The 20,839-nt window shown below is 38.5% G+C and carries 15 protein-coding genes and 2 pseudogenes; 8 read left to right on the plus strand and 9 right to left on the minus strand.

The features are described 5' to 3' along the window. Window positions 1–207: 207 nt before the first annotated feature. Both AVJ19_RS10785 and AVJ19_RS10790 read left to right on the plus strand, forming a co-directional pair. Window positions 208–1,554 carry a dicarboxylate/amino acid:cation symporter gene (locus tag AVJ19_RS10785; RefSeq protein WP_111859712.1) on the plus strand — a complete coding sequence of 449 codons (1,347 nt, stop codon included), beginning with the start codon at window positions 208–210 and terminating at the stop codon, window positions 1,552–1,554. 318 nt (window positions 1,555–1,872) lie between these two features. Continuing rightward, window positions 1,873–3,015: an acyl-CoA dehydrogenase family protein gene (locus AVJ19_RS10790; protein ID WP_111859713.1), complete on the plus strand. Its 1,143-nt coding sequence runs from the start codon at window positions 1,873–1,875 to the stop codon at window positions 3,013–3,015. A gap of 103 nt (window positions 3,016–3,118) precedes the next feature. On the opposite strand, the gene AVJ19_RS10795 is transcribed toward AVJ19_RS10790, so the two are convergent. Both AVJ19_RS10795 and crp read right to left on the minus strand, forming a co-directional pair. Next, window positions 3,119–4,168 carry an NADP(H)-dependent aldo-keto reductase gene (locus AVJ19_RS10795; protein ID WP_111859714.1) on the minus strand — a complete coding sequence of 350 codons (1,050 nt, stop codon included), beginning with the start codon at window positions 4,166–4,168 and terminating at the stop codon, window positions 3,119–3,121. A 182-nt stretch (window positions 4,169–4,350) separates the two neighbouring features. Beyond that, complete coding sequence (crp, locus tag AVJ19_RS10800) at window positions 4,351–5,055, minus strand: cAMP-activated global transcriptional regulator CRP (RefSeq protein ID WP_111859715.1); 705 nt, start codon at window positions 5,053–5,055, stop codon at window positions 4,351–4,353. Between the two features lie 149 nt (window positions 5,056–5,204). Here crp and AVJ19_RS10805 point away from each other — a divergent pair, with 149 nt between their 5' ends. Then, a complete protein-coding gene (locus AVJ19_RS10805) occupies window positions 5,205–5,624 on the plus strand; it encodes an OsmC family protein (protein ID WP_111859716.1) in 420 nt (139 codons plus the stop codon). 219 nt (window positions 5,625–5,843) lie between these two features. Here the strand turns inward: AVJ19_RS10805 and AVJ19_RS10810 are convergent. Together AVJ19_RS10810 and AVJ19_RS10815 are read right to left on the minus strand one after the other, a co-directional pair. Further along, a pseudogene (locus tag AVJ19_RS10810) lies at window positions 5,844–6,645 on the minus strand (peptidoglycan DD-metalloendopeptidase family protein). A gap of 136 nt (window positions 6,646–6,781) precedes the next feature. Then, window positions 6,782–7,165: a winged helix-turn-helix transcriptional regulator gene (locus AVJ19_RS10815; protein WP_111859717.1), complete on the minus strand. Its 384-nt coding sequence runs from the start codon at window positions 7,163–7,165 to the stop codon at window positions 6,782–6,784. Window positions 7,166–7,378: 213 nt separating this feature from the next. Between AVJ19_RS10815 and AVJ19_RS10820 the strand changes: the two genes are divergently transcribed. Beyond that, window positions 7,379–8,080 (plus strand): SDR family NAD(P)-dependent oxidoreductase, encoded by a 702-nt coding sequence (locus tag AVJ19_RS10820; RefSeq protein ID WP_111859718.1) that lies wholly within the window; start codon window positions 7,379–7,381, stop codon window positions 8,078–8,080. Window positions 8,081–8,124: 44 nt separating this feature from the next. Next, window positions 8,125–8,678: pseudogene (locus AVJ19_RS10825) on the plus strand (flavodoxin family protein). 133 nt (window positions 8,679–8,811) lie between these two features. Here the strand turns inward: AVJ19_RS10825 and AVJ19_RS10830 are convergent. From AVJ19_RS10830 to AVJ19_RS10840, 3 genes are all read right to left on the minus strand, one after another. Further along, window positions 8,812–10,758 carry a family 2A encapsulin nanocompartment cargo protein cysteine desulfurase gene (locus AVJ19_RS10830; RefSeq protein WP_111859719.1) on the minus strand — a complete coding sequence of 649 codons (1,947 nt, stop codon included), beginning with the start codon at window positions 10,756–10,758 and terminating at the stop codon, window positions 8,812–8,814. Next, on the minus strand, window positions 10,733–11,665 hold the full coding sequence (locus AVJ19_RS10835) for a family 2A encapsulin nanocompartment shell protein (RefSeq protein WP_111859720.1): 933 nt from the start codon (window positions 11,663–11,665) through the stop codon (window positions 10,733–10,735). Before AVJ19_RS10835 ends, AVJ19_RS10830 begins: the two co-directional genes overlap by 26 nt. Window positions 11,666–11,908: 243 nt before the next feature. Then, window positions 11,909–12,397: a rhodanese-like domain-containing protein gene (locus tag AVJ19_RS10840; RefSeq protein WP_111859721.1), complete on the minus strand. Its 489-nt coding sequence runs from the start codon at window positions 12,395–12,397 to the stop codon at window positions 11,909–11,911. A 372-nt stretch (window positions 12,398–12,769) separates the two neighbouring features. Here AVJ19_RS10840 and epsC point away from each other — a divergent pair, with 372 nt between their 5' ends. Together epsC and clpB are read left to right on the plus strand one after the other, a co-directional pair. Further along, window positions 12,770–13,678 carry a serine O-acetyltransferase EpsC gene (gene epsC / locus AVJ19_RS10845; RefSeq protein WP_111859722.1) on the plus strand — a complete coding sequence of 303 codons (909 nt, stop codon included), beginning with the start codon at window positions 12,770–12,772 and terminating at the stop codon, window positions 13,676–13,678. Window positions 13,679–14,034: 356 nt separating this feature from the next. After that, a complete protein-coding gene (clpB, locus tag AVJ19_RS10850) occupies window positions 14,035–16,614 on the plus strand; it encodes an ATP-dependent chaperone ClpB (RefSeq protein WP_111859723.1) in 2,580 nt (859 codons plus the stop codon). Between the two features lie 655 nt (window positions 16,615–17,269). On the opposite strand, the gene trmB is transcribed toward clpB, so the two are convergent. Both trmB and AVJ19_RS10860 read right to left on the minus strand, forming a co-directional pair. Then, window positions 17,270–17,986: a tRNA (guanosine(46)-N7)-methyltransferase TrmB gene (gene trmB / locus AVJ19_RS10855; RefSeq protein ID WP_111859724.1), complete on the minus strand. Its 717-nt coding sequence runs from the start codon at window positions 17,984–17,986 to the stop codon at window positions 17,270–17,272. Between the two features lie 127 nt (window positions 17,987–18,113). Continuing rightward, window positions 18,114–19,067 (minus strand): ribonuclease Z, encoded by a 954-nt coding sequence (locus tag AVJ19_RS10860; protein ID WP_111859725.1) that lies wholly within the window; start codon window positions 19,065–19,067, stop codon window positions 18,114–18,116. 216 nt (window positions 19,068–19,283) lie between these two features. Here AVJ19_RS10860 and AVJ19_RS10865 point away from each other — a divergent pair, with 216 nt between their 5' ends. Further along, entirely contained in the window at window positions 19,284–20,828 is a 1,545-nt protein-coding gene (locus AVJ19_RS10865) for a hypothetical protein (protein WP_111859726.1), read from the plus strand. Window positions 20,829–20,839: the final 11 nt, after the last annotated feature.

The raw sequence follows: 20,839 nt of genomic DNA on the forward strand, positions 1-20,839 counted from the left end.
TTTTTTATTGCTTTTAGATCTTAATCAAGACATATAAAAATTTTTAATGATATGAATTTTCTGGAAAATGCCATTTTCTAGGGGATTTTTTATTTTTAAAAATTGGTCTTTATCAAGTTTGATGAGAATGACTTGGCTGTGTTTCTGTTAAGGATCACTACAAATAAAATATTTCTGCGATCAGAAATATCGAAAGAAGTTATCATTATGGCTAAAAAACCTTTGTATAAATCACTTTATTTTCAAGTGATTGTTGCCATTATTGCAGGTGTGCTTGTGGGGCATTATTTCCCAAGTACCACACAATTGGTCGATGGTGTTGAAAAACATATTCCAGGTATTGGTGAGCAATTAAAACCACTGGGAGATGCTTTTATTCGTCTAATTAAGATGATTATTGCACCTGTTATTTTCTGTACAGTGGTCAGTGGGATCGCGGGTATGGAAAGTATGAAATCTGTTGGTAAGACAGGTGGTATTGCTTTACTGTACTTTGAAATTGTATCTACCATTGCGCTATTGATTGGTTTATTGGTCATCAATATTGCGAAACCCGGTGTAGGCATGAATATTGATCCTGCATCTTTGGATACATCAGGTATTTCCAAATATGTTGAGTCGGGTGCATCCCAATCAACTGTTGATTTCTTGATGAATATTATTCCAAATACAGTGGTTGGAGCATTTGCAGAAGGTGAAATTTTACAAGTTTTACTCTTTGCGATCTTATTTGGATTTGCTTTGCATAAATTGGGTGATGCAGGAAAACCTGTATTAAAGTTGGTTGATCAAATTGCACATGTGTTCTTTAACATTGTGAATATGATCATGAAACTTGCGCCAATTGGTGCTTTTGGTGCGATGGCATTTACCATTGGTAAATATGGTATTGGTAGTCTTGCCCAACTTGCGCAATTGATTATTTGTTTTTATATCACTTGTTTGTTGTTTATTTTCCTTGTGTTAGGAACGATCAGTCGTATCTGTGGCTTCAGTATTTTAAAAATGATTCGTATGATTCGTGAAGAATTGTTGATTGTGCTTGGTACATCATCTTCAGAATCGGTCTTACCACGAATGCTGAAAAAATTGGAAATTGCAGGTTGTGAAAAATCAGTTGTGGGTTTAGTTATTCCAACGGGTTATTCATTTAACTTAGATGGTACGTCTATTTATTTGACGATGGCAGCAATTTTTATTGCACAAGCGACCAATACACAGCTTGATGTATCTCATCAAATTACCTTACTTGTGGTGTTGTTGATTTCATCTAAAGGCGCAGCAGGGGTGACAGGTTCAGGCTTTATTGTTATGGCTGCAACTTTATCTGCTGTAGGGCATATTCCTGTTGCAGGTTTGGCATTGATTCTTGGGATTGACCGTTTCATGTCAGAAGCACGTGCTTTAACCAACCTCGTTGGTAACTCATTGGCAACAATTGTTGTTGCAAAATGGGTGGGGCATTTGGACAAAGATAAGTTGCATTATGCACTCAATCATCCTGAAGAATTAGATAAACAAATGCTTGAAGATACCGTTCAAAAGCATGCTTAAATATTGACGTTTAAGCGCTAGCCATTTTACTGAGATGGCGCAAACCGCAATATGATGAATGTCATTGTATTGCGGTTTTTTATATCTTACTTTAGCTATAACGGAGTATTTAGAAAAATATACCATTTATAGCTATTGTTTATTTTTATTTATGAATAACTTAGACTAAAAATATCTTAATTTTATACAGTGGATCAAGTGTGTATTGACATAATTAACCTCATGCTCTCGTCATGAAAAGTCATGACATTCAAATTAAAACTCAGATAAGATTAAAAAGAGAATTACCCAAGAATAAGCCCAAAAGGAATAACCAAGATGTTGGCATATGATGCAGATTTAGAGCTCTTTAAAGATAATTTCAAACGTTTTATGAATGAAAACGTTGCACCTCATTATGAACAATGGGAAAAAGAAGGCTTAATGCCACGTTCAATGTGGAAATTATTGGGTGATAATGGTTTTCTTTGTGTAGATGTACCCGAAGAATACGGTGGTTATGGTGTACCAACAGAATATTCTTTAATGTTGGTAGAAGAGTCAGCACGTGCAGGCTATGGTGCACTCTCTACAGCGATTTCATGTCACTCAGAAATTGCAGCACCGTATATTTTAAATATTGCCAATGAAGAACAAAAACAATATTGGCTGCCGAAAATGGTGGCGGGTGACGTGGTTGGTGCGATTGGCATGACTGAACCAGGTGCAGGTTCTGACTTACAAGGCATGCGCTCATCTGCGATTTTGAATGGTGACCATTATTTGTTAAATGGTTCTAAAACCTTTATTTCCAATGGTCAACATGCAGACTTGGTTGTTTTGGCAGCAAAAACTGATCCGCAAGCACGTGCTAAAGGTGTTTCGCTTTTACTTGTAGATACACATTTGGAAGGCTTTAAAAAGGGCACAAACTTAGACAAGATCGGCTTACATTCACAAGATACTTCTGAATTGTTCTTTGATAATGTCAAAGTACCAGCCAATCAACTTTTGGGTAATGCAGGACAAGGCTTTGCTTATTTGATGCAAGAGTTACCACGTGAGCGTACTGCGATTGCTGCAACCGCTTTGGGTGCGATTCGTGGTGCGATTGATGTAACAACGCAATATGTACAAGAGCGTCAAGCCTTTGGTCAAAAAATTGGCAGTTTCCAAAATACTCGTTTTGTTTTGGCTCAGGCGAAGATTGATGAATTGGCAACGGCAGCATTTTATAACCAAAATCTCGCTTTATATAAAGAAGGTAAGTTGGATGTAGAAACCGCAGCAGCATTGAAAAGTTTTAGCTCAGATATGCAAATGAAAGTAGCAGACAGCTTACTTCAGCTATTCGGTGGTTATGGTTATATGACTGAATATCCAATTTCACGTTTCTTTGTGGATGCACGTATTCAGCGTATTTACGGTGGAACCAATGAAATCATGAAAGAAATTGTCGCACGTGGAATTTTAGGGCGTTAAGAGCATATTTTCATTGAAATAAACATAAAAAGACTTCCGAGGAAGTCTTTTTTATTGATTTAAAATGAAATTAAAAATAAGTAAAGTATTGATGTGTAAAAGATCAAGGTGCAGGATTGGGTTGTTGACGGTGAATATCTTCAACACCCTGTAAAATTTCATCTGATAGTGTCACTTCAAATGCAGCAATATTCTCTTTGAGTTGTTCTAAATTGGTCGCACCAATAATAGTGCTGCTTACAAAGAATTGTTGTTTGATAAATGCTAAAGCCAATTGGGTTAAGCTTAAATTGTGTTTTTCTGCCAATAGTGCATATTGTTCGGTTGCCCATTCACTTTCAGGGTTGCTATAGCGACTAAAACGGCTGAATAAGCTGATTCGTGCATTGGCAGGACGAGCGCCGTGACGGAATTTCCCTGTTAAATAACCAAAAGCTAAAGGAGAATAGGCTAATAATCCAACTTCTTCATATTGTGCAATTTCTGCCATACCAATTTCATAAGTACGATTCAGCAGATTGTAAGGATTTTGCACACTAACCACTTTTTCTAACCCCAATTTTTCTGCTAAATGTAGAAATTTCAAAGTTCCCCAAGGTGTTTCGTTGGACAAGCCAATATAGCGAATACGCCCCTTTTTTACTTCCTTTGATAACGCTTCTAAGGTCTGTTCAAGTGGGGTAATGTCTTGCTTGTTGAATGCATCGTCATTACTGTAGCCTAATTTGCCGAAAAAGTTGGTTGGGCGCTGTGGCCAGTGTAATTGGTATAAATCAATATAATCGGTCTGTAAACGCTTGAGAGAGGCATCTAAGGCTGTTGTAATTTCGCTTTCAATAAATTTGGTCTGACCATCTCGGATATGACTTCCACCTTGTTGTGGCCCTGCGATTTTGGACGCGAGAAAGAGTTTGTCACGTTGGCCATTTTGCGTGATCCAATTGCCAATCATCTGTTCAGTTGAACCTTGAGTTTCTTGTTTAGGTGGTACGGGATACATTTCGGCAGTATCCCAAAAATATAAGCCTTGATCCAAAGCATAACTCAGTTGCTCGAAAGCTTCAGCTTGGGTATTTTGTTCACCAAAAGTCATGGTACCTAAACAAATTTCTGGAACAAGAATACCTGATTGACCTAATGGATTCAGTTTCATTGGGATTGTCCTTAAATATTTTTTTGTTGCATATATGCAGTTGAATAGATGTATTCCGCTTCAATATCATAGCGTGTGGAAATTATTTTAATCACTGAATTATGTATAAGTATTTCTAAATTTTCGCTTAAATAAAAAAAAGCAAATCCTAAGATTTGCTTTTCATTGATGCTCAAAATGAATTATTCGTCATCTTGTTCATCATCAGAATATGAAGATTCTTCTAAAGATGAATCAAAAATTAAAATGGCTTTGCCATCAGTTTCGATCATGCCTTGCTCTTCAAGTGTTTTAAGAACGCGACCAACCATTTCACGAGAACAACCCACAATACGGCCAATCTCTTGACGAGTGATACGGATTTGACGGCCATTTGGTAGAATCATTGCTTCAGGTTGTGCTGAAAGATCAATAAGACAACGTGCAATACGACCAGACACATCAATAAAAGCAAGGTCTGTCACTTTACGCGTGGTATTTTTTAAACGTCTTACCAATTGTGCAAAAACAGCGTAGCTTAAATCTGGGTATTGTGTACTGACTTCGTGGAAATTTTCATAAGAAATTTCAGCAATTTCACATACATCACGTGTTCTTACTTCTGCGGTACGTTGTGGGTTTTGTTCAAATAACCCCATTTCTCCGAAGAAGTCCCCAGGATTGAGATATGCAACCACAATTTCACGATCATCATCTTCACGTAGAATGATTGATACCGATCCTTTTAAAATTAGATACAGCGATTTTGACTCTGAACCCGCATCAACAATAGCCGTACGTTTCGGAAAACGATTGATGTGAGCACGCTTGAGTAAAGCTTTGACAGATTCAGGCAATTGTCCTGGTGACAAAGCGTCTGTACTAAGTTGTGCTAAATTAGAAGACATGCTAAAAAATTCCAAATTGGATAATAACTAGATCATAAATCTAAATTGAACTCGTCACATAGAAGCGTAAGAGATGAAATTCCTTATCAACTCATTTTATGCTAGTGTACAGTACACTATAAATTTATAGCTTTTTTTAGGTAGTTGCAATGCAAACTAGCGTACATTGGTTAGAGAATGTTGCTTTTGAAGCAAAATCGGAAAGTGGACACCAAGTTGTGATGGATGGTTCTGCTGAATATGGTGGAGAAAACCGTGGTCCACGTCCCATGGAACTTATTTTAATGGGACTTGGTGGCTGTGCTTCCTTTGATATTGTGACGATATTAAAGAAATCTCGTCAAGATGTGACAGATGTTGTATGTCAGTTGAAAGCTGATCGTGCTGATAGCATTCCTGCAGTATTTACTAAAATCCATTTACACTTTGTGGTGACAGGTCACGATGTAAAGGAAAAACAAGTTGCTAAAGCTGTTGAACTTTCTGCTGAAAAATACTGTTCTGCGAGCAAAATGTTGGCAGATGGTGGTGTTGAGATCACTCATGACTTTGAAATTGTCGCAGCTTAATTCTTAGAAAAATATAAAAGCCAAAATTGATTTTGGCTTTTTTTATGGCTAAATTTTGATAATCTGAACTTTAAATCAGAGTATATTGGTCGACATTCGATATGCTAAAAATTGATGAAAATCACTAAAATTCTCATCATCCAAAATACTTTCATTTAAATTATTACAAAATGTGTCTGATTAAGATTTTTTTAATAAAAGGTACATTATTTGTTCAAGTTAAGGGCTTAGGAACAGTTGTGGATCAACACGGGCATTGTTCAAACTCATTCCCCAATGTAAATGTGCACCTGTAACACGACCCGTTTTCCCCACTAAGCCTAACACTTCACCTTGGCTCAGTTTTTGACCTTTAGTGACGTTGATCTGACTGAGATGGCAGAACATACTGATCAAACCTTGTCCATGATCAATGAGAACAGTTTGTCCGTTAAAAAAATAATCTCCTGTACCCACCACAACCCCTGCAGCAGGAGCAATGACTTTTTGACCCACAGGTGCAGGAATGTCTAAACCTGAATGTGGTGCTCGTTCTTCACCATTAAAAAAAACGTTTACGACCAAAAGAGTTGCTGAATTTACCTGCTGTTGGGCGGATGAAACGTGGAAAATCTGTCCATTGCGCAGGTGTAAAAGAGGTGTAAATATCATTTTGCTCTTTGGCTTCACGTGCATAACGATCTAGTTGTTCTTGTTTAGGATTGACATAGTCTTGATTTTTGACTGTTAGGCGTTGTTGTGCATATTTATAATCTTTTACATCAATTTGGATCGGTTGGCTGTTGGTTTGTAGCTCTAATGTGCCTACAGGTGTGGAAAGGGGAATGCCAAATACTGCATAGCGTTGTGAATTGGGCTGCGTGACTAAGACAGGTAGTCCATTGTATTTTACTTCAGTGACGTTTTGCGATAAAGGAATGACGGCAATACCGCCTGCTCGGCGAGCGTCTTGAGGTAATGCAAAGATTTGTGTTGTGGTTAGTAATCCGCACAAAATCAATAATTTTTTCAGAGCAAACATAGGTCTTCTTCATATTCAGTTTGGAATATTATGAAGTGTTTATTGTGCTGTGCTCAAGATCAGGATTGTGAATACAAATAGCCTAAGCATTGTTGAGACTACAGATGAATAAATGTTTTGATTTTACATATTGATGTTAACTTTCAGGGATCGCTTGTGATGCATCAAACAGGCGCTGCGCTCGAATCACATGTTGCATATTCTCCTCCGCCCAATTTTTAAAAACCAAAGCCGTTCCTGCAAATTCAATTCCAAGTGGTGTCAGTGCGTATTCAACTCGAATGACATTATTTTCATGAATCGTGCGGGAAATAAAACCATCACGTTCCAAAATTTTTAACTTTTGAGATAACACTTTTGGAGAAATACCTGTGAGGCTTTTTTTTAGCTCATTAAAGTGCTGTGATTGACCATGTAGTTGGTAAATGATCAGAAGAATCCATTTATCTGCAAATTTATCAAAAAAAGATCGTGCAGGGCAGTCAGGATGAAAAATATTAAAATTGAATGCCTTAGTCATAATTCAATCCTCTGTAATAACCATAATTCACAATAAATCTTCAGTTGAGTAACCAGTTACCAAGTGGTAACTAATTGATACTTAGTTTCAAAAGTATATCATAAATCTATTCTTTCATATCAGTTCCTAAAATTGATCAGTGCAGCATTTTCATTTGAAACTGAAGAGTCGTTTGAGATGTCGTAGATCAAAATTTACAAGAGTGCAAATACAATGAAAATAACAGATGCTGTGGTTTTTATAACAGGTGCCAATCGTGGCTTAGGGCTTGTACTTGCCAAAGAAGCGGTACAACGTGGTGCGAAGAAAGTCTATGCAGGTATGCGTAATACGCAAAATTTTAATGAGCAGGGCATGATCGCTGTACACGTTGATGTTACCGATCCTGAGTCAATTCAAAAAGCTGTGGCTGAATGTAGTGATGTCAGTATTTTGATTAATAATGCAGGCATTGCACGTCTGAATCAAAGCCCTGTAGATGCTGAAATTGCTGCAACTACACGTAAAGTTTTAGAAACCAATCTATATGGCATGATCAATAGCACGCAGCAATTTTCTCCCGTGTTATCCGCTCAGCCTGAAAGTTATATCGTCAATATCTTGTCCGATGTGTCTTGGCAACCCAGTACATTTTTAGCCAGTTATGCCATGTCTAAAGCTGCGGCATGGTCTTTTACCAATAGCACACGACAATGGTTTGCCAAATCTAATTTGCATGTGATGGGTGTCCATGTTGGTTTTATCGATACTGATCTGACGCAAACACTAGATATTGAAAAAGTTTCACCGAAAGTCGTTGCTGAACATATTTTTGATGGGATAGAGCGCAATGCTTTTGAAGTGGTGGTTGGTGAGTCAAGTCAGCAATTGAAGCAGGGACTGACAGCACCGATTCCAAGTTATATCAGCCTTTAATTTTACATTCTTTATTTTTATTCAACAGATCAAGAGGTTTTCACATGTCTAAAGTCGCAGTGGTTTATTATTCAGGTTATGGTCACACTAAAGTTGTGGCTGAAAATTTTGCCAATGAAATTCAGGCAGATTTAATTGCGATTGATCAACAGGGTAATATTTCTGAACAGGAATGGACAACTTTAGATCAAGCCGATGCAATTGTTTTTGGTGCACCAACTTATATGGCTTCTACGCTTGGCAGTTTAAGAAATTTGCAGATGATTCTTCAAAACGTTGGTTCATTCGTGCTTGGCAAGATAAAATTTTTGCAGGCTTTACCAACAGTGGCAGTATCAATGGCGATAAGCAAATGACACTGATTCAGTTACAGGCGCTTGCTTTGCAACATGGTGGTATTTGGGTCAGCTTGGGTATTCTGCCTTCCAATAAGAAGTCTGCTGCTCGTAATGATATTAACTATATGGGAAGTTTTGGTGGTGCGATGGTACAAAGCCCAGCAGATGCTTCAGCAGAGGAAATTCCACAAGGTGATTTGGATACGGTACGTGCTTATGCACAACGTGTAAAAACGATTACAGATAAATTTGTGGGTTGATCAAACAGTTTTTATGTTGTTGGATGCTGACTTTCAAAGCATTTTGAACAAAGTAAAATACATTTCCAAATAAAAATCACATGCTGAATCAATTCAGCATGTGATGGTTTTTTATGATTCATCAATGGTTCAATTAGGATTTATACGGCTTGGCACGACGCAGTTGATGCAATATTGAAACCAATAAATCAATCTCCTCAGTCGTATTATAAAATGCAAGAGAAGGGCGTACAGTGCGTTCTACACCAAAACGGCGCAAGATTGGTTGCGCACAATGATGTCCTGTACGAACCGCAATGCCGTATTGATTCAGTACTTTACCCACTTCTTCCGTTTCATAACCTGCGAGGGTAAAAGACATCACACTCGCTTTATTCAACGCAGTGCCGATCAGACGTAAACCTGAAACACTTTGCAATGCGTGTTGTCCATACTCAAGCAGATCATGTTCATAACGTGCAATATTATGAATACCGATACTTTCCACATATTCTAATGCTGCACCTAAACCGACTGCATCAGCAATGTTTCCTGTGCCTGCCTCAAATTTATTCGGTGCAGGTTGGTAAATCACATTGTCAAAAGTCACGTCCTGAATCATGTTACCGCCACCTTCCCAAACGGGCATGCTGTCGAGCAATTCGGCTTTGGCATAGACGGCACCGATGCCTGTAGGACCGAAAACTTTGTGCCCTGAAAAGACAAAGAAGTCGGCATCAAGTGCGGTGACATTGGTTGGCATATGTGACACAGACTGCGCACCATCAATCAATACACGTACCCCTGCGGCATGCGCCAAGGCAATAATTTCTTGCGTCGGTGTTACAGTTCCCAAAGCATTGGAGACTTGGGTAATGGCAACCAATTTGGTTTTCGGATTGAGTAGTTTAATAAACTCATCAATGCGAATCTGCCCCGTATCATCTACAGGAATAACACGTAATTTTGCCCCAGTTTCTTTGGTGAGTTGAAACCACGGCACAATATTGGCATGGTGCTCAAGATTGGATACGATGATTTCATCACCTGCACCAATATTTTGCTTACCCCACGATTTTGCAATCAGGTTAATGCCTTCAGTCGTACCACGGACAAAAACAATGTTTTGTGCAGAGGGTGCACCAATAAAACGGGCGACCACATCACGAGCATGTTCATAAGCATCGCTTGCACGTGCCGCAAGTTCATGCGCTGCACGATGAATGTTGGAATTTTCATGTTCATAAAAATATGAAATTCGATCTATCACCGCTTTAGGTTTATGTGTGGTTGCTGCATTATCCAACCAAATTAATGGTTTACCATTCACACGTTCTTGCAAAATCGGAAAATCACGACGGATCTGCAAAATATCAATCGGTTGATGATTTTGTGCAGTGGCCGGGATTTGCAAATTTTGCTCACGCTGAAACTGTGATTGCTCAACACTTGGCGCAGAAGCAAAATAATAGCCCGATTCAGTAGTCGCAGGTTTGTCATTACGATCTTTGAGCAAGCCTTTGAGTTGATGATCATCGACAACATGATAGTCATCAAAAGCAAAAGGGTTACGCAATACATCACTTGGCACTGTTGCTTGTAGCGCATCAGGCTTTGGAATGTCTAGAAAGTAATAGGCAGATTGTCCCTGCGCCGTATTTTGTTGCGATATTGCAGATGCACTTGGTGTTTCTGTTGTAGCAGAAGGCAAGTGAATCCGATTCGATAACGCAGATGGATCAGGATTGTGCGCACCGCCAATCACAGGCGCTGAAGATAAAATTCGACGCTCAGGATGATCTGCGGTTGGATCAGCGAATCGTTGTGTCGCACTTGGATTCAAGCTGCTTTGTTGCACCACAGCAGGCACACGACCACTCAATGCCGCAATTGGATCTTTCGGCTGTGGTGGATGGCTGATGCCATTGCCCGTTGCATGTTCAGGTAAATCCAAATTTAAACCTTGTGCATTCTGCTTGGGCAAAGCAGAGAAAAACTCTGCTGCCAATTGCGTAAGCACAGATTCACTGATCGGTGCATCCGCTTGTGCAGATGCTGTATCAGTGGGTAATGAATTACTTGTAAGTGCTTGGATAGTCATGGTATTTATCAACCTCCACGTCTTCAAGTACAGCCAAAGCATCTTCGGTCAGTACCGCCAAAGAGCAATATAACGAGATCAGATAAGATGCAATTGCATTGCGGTTAATCCCCATGAAGCGTACAGACAAGCCAGGCGCTTGTTCACCTGCAAGACCTGGCTGGAATAATCCGACCACACCTTGACGTTTTTCACCAACACGTAACAGGATGATTTTAGTTTTACCATCTTCCACAGGAATTTTATTCGATGGAATCAGTGGAACACCACGCCATGTGATGAACTGAGAACCGAATAGGCTAACGGTTGGAGGTGGCACGCCACGACGGGTACATTCACGACCAAACGCAGCAATCGCATCAGGATGAGCAAGGAAGAAGCCCGGTTCTTTCCATACTTTGCGTAGTAAGTCATCAAAATCATCAGGCGTTGGCGCACCTGTCAAGGTTGAAAGACGCTGACTATCAGCAACACTTGCCAATAAACCATATTCAGGGTTATTGATCAGTTCGCTTTCCTGACGCTCTTTAATGGTTTCAATAGTTAAACGTAATTGTTCTTTGATTTGATCATGCGGGCTACTGTACAAATCTGAGACACGGGTATGAATGTCTAAAACCGTTGAAACACCATTGAGAAAATATTCACGTGGGTTAAGTTCATAGTCCACAAAAGTTTGCGGTAAAGTCGCTTCATCACGTTGTGTACACGCCACCTGAATATCATCAGTATTGCTGACTTGGTTGACACGATAAATACCCGCTTCTACAGGTGTCCATTGTAATAAATGTGTTAACCAACGAGGCGTAATCGTCGAAAGCTGAGGAACGGTTTTGGTTGCATTGGCAAGCTGACGGGCAGCCTGATCACTTAACGATTGGCGGGTCACTTCTTGGTTTTTAGCCATGATAAATCCTGATGTATGTGTAAATAAATTTGTTTTTTAATAAGTATGAAAGTGTAGAACGCGGTGTTTTTCGATACTCCTTTGTACATGTTTGAATGAAAGTTGATATTTATTTTCATTTTTTAAAATATATGGATGCTAAAATAATTTATTGGATTTACTCCACAATATCCTCCAATTTTTTATGATTAAAAAATGAAATTTTGTGAAGTAAAAAGCTAAACTTATTCCAAAAAATGAAAATTATTCTTGTCGCCAAGGCAATTGGTGAAAACGCCAACCATTAAAAGCGCCACGATGATTGTCTTCATCTAAATCACCTTCAAAGCCTTGTTCAATGTTGTAAATATTTTCAAAGCCTGCATTAAACGCCACATTTGCCGCCGCAGCCGAACGCTTACCACTACGGCATAAAAGTAGAATCACTTTGTCTTTACCGACTTTTGTTTCGAGTTCTTTGGCAAAACGAGGATTCCGATTCAGCGCTGTGCCTGTCGCCCATGGAATGTGAATGGTGTCTTCGACATAGCCCACAAATTTACGTTCTTCATTGGTACGTACATCCACAATCACCGCATGATCTGCCTGAAATAAAGCCCAAGCTTCATGTGGCAAAACAGTGCCAGTAAATTCAAGATAATGATCTTCAACTCGTTGTTTTGCATCGGTAAAGATTTGCTGAATCTTATTGTCATCCAATTTTGGAAGTTCAATCTTAGTTGCACTATTCATGTTACACACCTGAATCAAATCCTGAATAAAGCAGTTTTTAAGCTAAGCTTTACAGAATTTGAAATAATCTATTAGAGAAGTTGATATTAAATATAATGATTTTTTATATTCTGAAAATGAATAAAAATTGAATTGCTTATTCTTATTTGAGGAAAAGAAGTTTTTATGATTCTGAATTAGATATAGCGCTGTATTTAATCATGGCATCGACTGCATCTGTGACTAAATGCAAAATTCAGATATGGATATATCAACAATGTTTATCTAAAACTTGGTAAATAAAATAATATTCTCTACAAGATTTGAATAAAGAATATTGAATTTAATATTTTATTCATATAATGATAAAAGAAATCTCATGCAGGCAATCTAATGACCCAATGGAACATTCAAAATATCGTCACAGAGTTACAGCAAGCGCGTAATGAATGGCGTACACAGCAGAAAAGTCTAAAAGATTTTGGTGGGCGAGAGTTGCCTTCAAAAGAAGAAATTAAAAAAATCATGAATGATCTGTGTGGGATTTTATTTCCAATGCGCTTGGGACCTCATGACTTACGTCAGCAAAGTGAAAATTTCTATATTGCACATACACTTGAGAAAACATTATATGCTTTGCGAGAGCAGGTGAAGTTAAACCTGAGCTATGATTATAAATATAAAAAACAACAGGAAAATGCTGAAACTGCGGATATTCTTGCACAAAGTTTAGTGACTGAATTTGCTGAAAAATTACCTGAGCTACGCCGTATTTTGGATACGGATGTGATTGCAGCCTACGAGGGTGACCCTGCGGCACGAAGTGTAGATGAGGTTTTGTTGTGCTATCCGGGCATACTCGCCATTATTTATCATCGGATTGCGCACGAGTTTTATAAAAAAGATTTGCCATTATTGGCTCGTTTGATTGCTGAAATTGCGCATTCTAAAACAGGGATTGATATTCATCCCGGTGCGCAGGTCGATCAGGGCTTTTTCATTGATCATGGCACAGGTGTAGTGATTGGTGAAACCTGTGTGATTGGTAAGAATGTCCGTATTTATCAAGCAGTCACTTTGGGTGCAAAGCGTTTTGAGGTGGATGATGCAGGGCGTTTACAAAAGGAATATGCACGTCATCCGATTGTTGAGGATAATGTGGTGATCTATGCAGGGGCAACGATTTTAGGTCGTATCACCATTGGGCAAGGTGCGATTATTGGCGGAAATGTGTGGATTACCCAAAGTGTACCTGCCAATAGCGCTGTGTCACAAAGTTCTGCAACCAAATCGCAGGTTTAGTTGTATATAAATTTAAGATGAATGAGTGAGGCTGATCAAATGGCAATATTTGTTCAGCCTTTTATAAATTCACGTTTAATGAATATTAACATTTTTCAGATTCTAAAATTGTCCAATAAGGCTTAGTCTAAATACTAAGTTGATCAATAATATAAGGACATTTCAAAACATATATTTTTCTAAAGTACTGACTTGAAAAAAGTTGAATCAGCACAGATATTAATACTGAAATCTATTCTGACTGAAATGGTAAGTTTTTGAAAAATATGTAAAATAATTTAATTTGTCTATTGAAATCCGACCAAGCGTTCCCATTTATTATTCAAGTACAAAATTTGTTGTGAGGAATAACAAGAATGCGATTTGAAAAATTTACCAACCGCCTACAGCAAGCCTTATCAGATGCCCAATCTTTAGCGATGGGGAATGACAATACCGCGATTGAGGGTATTCACATTCTTTCCGCTTTATTGGAAGAGCCATCGAATCTGAGTTTATTGCAACAGTCAGGTGCAAATCTTCCTGAGCTGAAAACGAAGCTGCAAAAGGCAATTAACGATGCACCGAAAATCGGAACACCGACAGGGGATATTAACCTTAATCCTGAAGCGGTTCGTGCGCTTAACTTAGCAGACAGTTATGCACAAAAGGCAGGTGATGAGTTTTTATCGACCGATTGGGTGATTTTGGCACTTGCTGAAACAGGTGCGACCAAAACATTATTCACAAGCGTAGGTGTGACGACAGACAAACTGCGCAAAGCGATTGAAAATATACGAGGTGGTGAGCAAGTGATGGCGAATAATCATGAAGATCAACGTGATTCGTTAAATAAATATACCGTTGACCTGACTGAACGAGCATTGTCAGGCAAGCTTGACCCTGTGATTGGTCGTGATGAAGAAATTCGCCGTACCATTCAGGTTTTATCACGCCGTACCAAAAATAACCCTGTGTTGATTGGTGAACCGGGTGTGGGTAAAACTGCGATTGTTGAAGGTTTAGCACAGCGTATTGTCAACGGTGAAGTGCCTGAAAGCCTGAAAGGAAAACGTGTTCTTTCACTTGATTTAGGTTCTTTACTTGCAGGTGCAAAATACCGTGGTGAATTCGAAGAACGTCTAAAAGCGGTTCTGAAAGATTTAGCTAAATATGATGGTGAAATCATCCTGTTCATTGATGAGTTACATACACTTGTGGGTGCAGGTAAAGGCGACGGTGCAATGGATGCGGGCAATATGCTCAAACCTGCATTGGCACGTGGTGAATTGCGCTGTGTCGGTGCAACGACTTTAGATGAATATCGTCAGTTCATTGAAAAAGATGCGGCACTTGAGCGTCGTTTCCAAAAAGTTTTGGTCGATGAACCAAGTGTGGAAGATACCATTGCAATTTTACGTGGTTTAAAAGACAAATATGCAACGCATCATGGTGTACAGATTTTGGACTCAGCGATTATTGCAGCAGCGAAAATGTCGCATCGTTACATTACAGATCGCCAGTTACCTGATAAAGCGATTGATTTGATTGATGAAGCTGCATCACGGATCAAAATGGAAATTGACTCAAAACCTGAGCCATTAGACCGTTTGGATCGTCGCTTAATTCAATTGAAAATGCAGTTGGAAGCGGTAAAAAAAGATGCGGATTCTGTATCCAAAGCTGAAGTTGAACATCTCGAAAAACAAATCGAAGAAGTTCAAAAAGAGTATAGCGATCTTGAAGAAGTGTGGATTGCTGAAAAACGCTTAGTCGATGGTACTAATCAGGCACAAGTTGAGTTGGATAAAGCCCGTACAGCCTTTGAAAAAGCACAACGTGAAGGTGATTTGGCAGAAGCAAGCCGTTTGCAATATGGCGTGATTCCTGAGTTGCAAAAACGCTTGAATGAAGAAGAAGTTGCGGAAACCAATGAAGAACCGAAACTGATTCGTACCAAAGTCACTGAAAATGAAATTGCGGAAGTCGTGAGTGCTGCAACAGGGATTCCTGTCTCGAAAATGCTGCAAGGTGAACGTGAGAAACTTCTTCACATGGAAGAATTCTTACATAACCGTGTGGTTGGTCAGGACGAAGCTGTGGTTGCGGTGTCGAATGCAGTGCGTCGTTCACGTGCAGGATTATCTGATCCGAACCGTCCAAGTGGTTCATTCTTATTCCTTGGACCAACAGGTGTGGGTAAAACTGAATTGACCAAAGCCTTGGGTAATTTCTTATTCGACAGTGATGATGCGATTATCCGTATCGATATGTCTGAATTCATGGAAAAACACTCAGTCAGTCGTTTGGTGGGTGCGCCTCCGGGTTATGTGGGCTATGAAGAAGGTGGTGTACTGACTGAAGCGGTACGTCGTAAACCCTACAGTATTGTATTGTTTGATGAAGTTGAGAAAGCGCATCCTGATGTATTCAATATTCTCTTACAAGTGTTGGATGATGGTCGCTTGACGGATTCACAAGGTCGATTGATTGACTTTAAAAATACCGTGATTGTGATGACATCGAACTTAGGTTCAAGTGATGTTCGTGAGCTTGGCGAAGGTGCGACGGATGAAGAAGTTCGTGCGGTGGTAATGGGTGCGGTATCGCAACATTTCCGTCCTGAATTTATCAACCGTATTGATGAGTTAGTTGTATTCCACTCATTGAAAAAATCGCAGATTCGTGGCATTGCCGATATTCAATTGGATCGTTTACGTTCTCGTTTAGCTGAACGTGACATTGGATTGAAAGTTGATGATCAGGCTTTTGATATTCTGATTGATGCTGGTTTTGATCCTGTTTACGGTGCGCGTCCATTGAAACGTGCGATCCAGCAACAGATCGAAAATACTTTGGCGCAACGGATCTTGGCAGGTGATTTTACTGCGGGCGATACAGTTTTAATCAGTGCTGAAGATGGCCATCTTGATTTTGGGAAACTGAAATTGAGTTAATGACGTCGTTATTCTCTGAACATGCAATAAAAAAGCCAATCACTTTCGGGTGATTGGCTTTTTTATTGCTGCTGATTTAATTTTTAACTTGTTATGGAATGACTGCTACATCGAATTTTTGTTAAGTTTTTATTTTTCCTAAAATATAGAATAATTCAAGTATGATCATGATAGGTGTCGTGATAAAAAGTAACAGTCGTATGATCAAGTAAAGAAAAATCATTAAAAAAGAATTTAAAGTGAATTTAGGAAAATCATGTGTGAAAATGATAAAGAATATGGAGAGTGTGAAAGATGAAATTATGATTGCTAGAAAAGCTCTCATTGAATAGAGTCTAATTTTTTTCATTAGATAAAACAGAATATTAGAGAAAATTATTACACTGATTATAAATAAAAAAACATGCTGTATGATGATATGTCTATGCAAATAGTCATAGCTATAAATAAAACCAAGAACAAGTTGTATATTAACTAAAATCCACGCTATTTTTTTCATATAAAATTTATTTTTTAAATTTTTTATGTGGGCTTGATTCTTATTTAATCATGTAATGTTTATAAAATCAGTCGCTATTTGAATATGTATAATGAAGTCATACAAAAAATAAAAAAGCCAAATCATCTGATTTGGCTTTTTTCGAGATCTTAAAATTTAGTTGATTTTCTTGAAAATAAAATCATTAATTTTGTGACCCGCTTCGATACCACGACGTTCAAATTTGGTTTGTGGACGCCATTCAGGGCGAGGATAGCTATTGCCTTTGCCTGCAAGATTTTCTAAACGTGGACGATTATCTAACACATCAAGCATCCACTCAGCATATGGTTCCCAATCCGTTGCAGCATGGAATGTACCGCCGATTTCCAATTTTTCTTCAACCAATGGCATACGATCATGAGAAACAAAGCGACGTTTAAAATGACGTTTCTTTTGCCAAGGGTCTGGGAAATATAACTGTATGGTGTTAATACTGTTATCAGGCATTTCACGTAAAACTTGGATCGCATCAGCATCTAAAACACGTAAGTTTTTAACTTCAGCGACACCTGCTTCGTAAACGCATTGTGCAATACCAGGAATATGAACTTCGATTCCAACAAAGTTACGCTCAGGATTAGCCTTTGCCATAAGTACTAATGAACGTCCCATGCCAAAACCGATTTCTACAGTTAGAGGACGTTCAGGGTGTTCAAAATGCTGACGTAAGTCGCCTACAGGATATTCCAAAATCATTTCACGATGTTGTTCAAGCGCAGTCGTTTGTGAAGTATTTAGAGGTGAAGATCTACGCATGAATGTCACAATTTCACGGTGTTCTTGCAAATTATCCAAGTCTACAACTTGCACTTCAATTTGATCGTTCGACATAAGTTCGCGGATTACTAAAAATTCAAAAAGCGTATTTTAAGTCCTCTACTTATCAAGTCAAACTTTTTTGTCATTTCCCATGCTGAAATGCTGAGATTTAAAAAAGTAAAAGGGAATGGCATGTAACTTAAACAGCTTTGAGTTGCCCTAAAGCATCCAATTCAAACACTTTTAAATCCTCAGCCATAAACAGTTGCCCTGTATAAGAGTGTTTGGCTTCTTGTTCTAACAAGGCGATCTCTTTTGCATCATGATAACGTGGGCTAAAGTGCGTCAAAATCAAATTGGGTAAATTAACTGATTCAGAAAATTCTGCGACCATTTTCGCTGAACTGTGCATCGGGTTTGCACCAACTTTTTCTAAAGTTTCCTGCGTATAGGTACTTTCGTGGATGAGCAAATCTGCATTTTCACAAGCTTGATGTAATAATTCAGGTTGATCATTATCCCCTGAAACAATGGCTTTGACCTGTTGGGTGGTGATTTCAACAAAATCCTGTGCTTGTAAAGTTTCACCATTCCATTCGATATTTTTGCCTTGTTGTAAATCGCCCCACAGTTTACCTTTAGGAATAGACAAAGCATTTAAAGCATCGACATTTAGCTTTTTCTGTTGTTGTATGACTTCAATGGCAAAAGCATAGCTCGCCACCCGATGATGCAAAGTATGGGCTGAAATGGTGAGTTCAGGATTAATCTGAATCGGCGCATTTATCGTTGCGACATCAATAAAATGGATTTCATAGGGTAAATAAAGCTCAGTCAGTTGCATTGAACTTGCAAGCCAAGCCTGAATTTCTTTCGGTGCAATCAGTGTCAGTGTGTCTTTACGTCCATTCATGCCTGCACTTGCGAGTAGACCAAGTAAACCATAGCAATGATCGCCGTGTACATGGGTAATGCAAATGGCTTTTAAATTTTGCAAAGTCAGATGGGTCTGTTGAATACGATGCTGTGTGCCTTCGCCTGCATCAATCAAGATCCAATCTTTATTTTTGCTGTGTCGTACGGCTAAACCTGACACGTTGCGGGTCAGCGAGGGTACACCTGAAGATGTCCCTAAAAATGTAAACTGTAACATGGGAAATAAAACCTGATTATTTTCAAAATGTTTGTTATCAAATCAATATTGTTGTGCAGAAAACCAAGAAGAATCCATCAAGAAATGTCGTTGCAGACGGTGATGGCGCAAAAGGAGAGGAAGTTTTGTGCAGGTGAAGTATAGCATTTGGATATTTCTAATGCTAATTTTGCATTCAATAAAAGTTGATCTCAAAAATCATAACAAGGAAAAATAATGCCAAATACTGATGTCGCTACACCTGAAGCAATGCAAAAAGCCTCAAATTTGTTGGAAAAACTTTTACAGCAACAGGATTATTTTAATTCTGAAAAAATGGATGAGATTCAAATTTTAAGCATTGGACAGGCAGACTTTTTTGAGGTGAAGGCTTGGCAAGATTTATTAAAAAATCAAAAAGATATTGGTATTTATTTCACTCATTTCCTGAGTTTTTATTTAGCGAATCATCGGGTTATATCAGAGCTGTATGAAGGGGAGCTTAAAAACCAAACGCAAAGAATAGAGCATTTTTTTGAATTAAACCCTCAGCTTTTTGATTTGGAAAAGACAATAAATCAAGATGAAAATTTAAATGCATTAAATGAAATCATGTTTGAACCACAACTAGACGAAGTAAAGAGTTTAGAGAAGTTGGCAATTTTAAACTATTGGTTACACGCATTTTCACCTTTTGCGGAGCAAAATGTTCCTTTGGTTTGGCAGGGTTTTCAGGCATTTCCTTTTGAGATTTTTCCATTCGTTGTGCACATTTCGGCTAAAAATTTAGATCCTCAAGACATCGAATATTTTTATGATTTATTTACTGCACAAAAACTTGATTTTGCAATAGGAGGTTCTCGTCCAACTGATTATATTCAGCATTTTTATGATCGCTTTCCTGCACTTTTATTGGAGATTCCAAAGCGCTTTGCTCAAACAGAATCAATTCATTTTAAAGTAAAATTATTAATATGCTTGGCGCATCGTAAAAATGAATTATCCGAACCTTTACAACAGTTTATTTTAGACACCTTTATTGGATCTTCTCAAATACAGCAGAAAGAAATTTTTGATGCCTCGTTACATGCACTTAAAAAATGCCAAAGTATTGAAATTCCAATAGATGTGATGGATCAACTTAAAGCTTTATTGCATGAGCAAGAGATATGGTATTTCCCTATGGTCGCCATGCAGGTCTTAAATGATTTAGGAGTGCGAGAGAATTGGTTTAAACAACATTTGCTAGAGGCTTTGGATGATCCTTATGGTTATGATGGAGAAACACCGCAAGGTGCAAGTATTGAAATTTTAACAAGTTGGGGGACTGAGGGTTTATATGCTACGGATAAAATCACTCAACTTTTACAGCAAGCCATTCAAGAAAATGATCAAGAATCGATTGCCAATTTAACCGTGTATATGGAGGCTTATCCACAATTGGCATCACATTTTCAGCCGATGTTATGGCAATGGATCGTGCATTTGAGTGAATTACCTGCTGATGAATGTTGGATTGAAGGCAAAACCCTGCAAACATTTTTACAGCTAAATGTGGGGCTAGCATGGCAACCGAATCAGGCACAGTGGCAAAGTTTAGAAAGAGTGATGTGTGAGTTCTTGGAATATATTTTACCTGAAGATCGAGAAGCATATTTTGATTTATTATTGGAAAATCCTCAGATAAATCCGCAAGATGTGGAACATTTACGCCAATTTATTATAGCAAAAGATACAGAAAATCAATTGCTCATGCAACAAGAACAGGAAAATGCAGATTAAATTGCATTGAA

This window comes from Acinetobacter sp. CFCC 10889, from assembly GCF_003268395.1.
Lineage (GTDB): Bacteria > Pseudomonadota > Gammaproteobacteria > Pseudomonadales > Moraxellaceae > Acinetobacter.

Excerpts from the sequence above, each read along its gene's own strand:
- AVJ19_RS10785 (WP_111859712.1), top strand. The coding sequence starts at position 208 with ATGGCTAAAAAACCTTTGTATAAATCACTTTATTTTCAAGTGATTGTT.
- AVJ19_RS10790 (WP_111859713.1), top strand. The coding sequence starts at position 1,873 with ATGTTGGCATATGATGCAGATTTAGAGCTCTTTAAAGATAATTTCAAA.
- AVJ19_RS10795 (WP_111859714.1), bottom strand. The coding sequence starts at position 4,168 with ATGAAACTGAATCCATTAGGTCAATCAGGTATTCTTGTTCCAGAAATT.
- crp (WP_111859715.1), bottom strand. The coding sequence starts at position 5,055 with ATGTCTTCTAATTTAGCACAACTTAGTACAGACGCTTTGTCACCAGGA.
- AVJ19_RS10805 (WP_111859716.1), top strand. The coding sequence starts at position 5,205 with ATGCAAACTAGCGTACATTGGTTAGAGAATGTTGCTTTTGAAGCAAAA.
- AVJ19_RS10815 (WP_111859717.1), bottom strand. The coding sequence starts at position 7,165 with ATGACTAAGGCATTCAATTTTAATATTTTTCATCCTGACTGCCCTGCA.
- AVJ19_RS10820 (WP_111859718.1), top strand. The coding sequence starts at position 7,379 with ATGAAAATAACAGATGCTGTGGTTTTTATAACAGGTGCCAATCGTGGC.
- AVJ19_RS10830 (WP_111859719.1), bottom strand. The coding sequence starts at position 10,758 with ATGACTATCCAAGCACTTACAAGTAATTCATTACCCACTGATACAGCA.
- AVJ19_RS10835 (WP_111859720.1), bottom strand. The coding sequence starts at position 11,665 with ATGGCTAAAAACCAAGAAGTGACCCGCCAATCGTTAAGTGATCAGGCT.
- AVJ19_RS10840 (WP_111859721.1), bottom strand. The coding sequence starts at position 12,397 with ATGAATAGTGCAACTAAGATTGAACTTCCAAAATTGGATGACAATAAG.
- epsC (WP_111859722.1), top strand. The coding sequence starts at position 12,770 with ATGACCCAATGGAACATTCAAAATATCGTCACAGAGTTACAGCAAGCG.
- clpB (WP_111859723.1), top strand. The coding sequence starts at position 14,035 with ATGCGATTTGAAAAATTTACCAACCGCCTACAGCAAGCCTTATCAGAT.
- trmB (WP_111859724.1), bottom strand. The coding sequence starts at position 17,986 with ATGTCGAACGATCAAATTGAAGTGCAAGTTGTAGACTTGGATAATTTG.
- AVJ19_RS10860 (WP_111859725.1), bottom strand. The coding sequence starts at position 19,067 with ATGTTACAGTTTACATTTTTAGGGACATCTTCAGGTGTACCCTCGCTG.
- AVJ19_RS10865 (WP_111859726.1), top strand. The coding sequence starts at position 19,284 with ATGCCAAATACTGATGTCGCTACACCTGAAGCAATGCAAAAAGCCTCA.